The 256-nt window shown below is 65.6% G+C and carries 1 protein-coding gene; it reads right to left on the bottom strand.

Features of this window, described 5'->3' with window-relative positions; translation table 11 throughout:
- The coding region (locus H2510_RS20590; protein WP_186630134.1) for a condensation domain-containing protein at window positions 1-256 on the bottom strand (256 nt) is incomplete at both ends.

The raw sequence follows: 256 nt of genomic DNA on the forward strand, positions 1-256 counted from the left end.
CGTCGTCGATGCCAGCGCACGCACCCGGCTCTCGACGTCCGAAGCATCGATCTCGACGACCTCGATGTCGGGCCGGACCCGTTCCGCCGGGACGACGAGCTGGACAGGGCCGTCCTCGGTCTCGGGGTACATCGTCCGAAGAGACTCGTGCCGTGCAATCACATCTCGCACTGCAGCCTCCACGGCAGCGACGTCCAACTCACCCGACAGTCTGATGGCAACCGGCACGTTGTAGGCCGCCGAACCGGCATCGAAT

It is taken from the genome of Rhodococcus sp. BP22 (genome assembly GCF_014281965.1).
GTDB lineage: Bacteria > Actinomycetota > Actinomycetes > Mycobacteriales > Mycobacteriaceae > Rhodococcoides.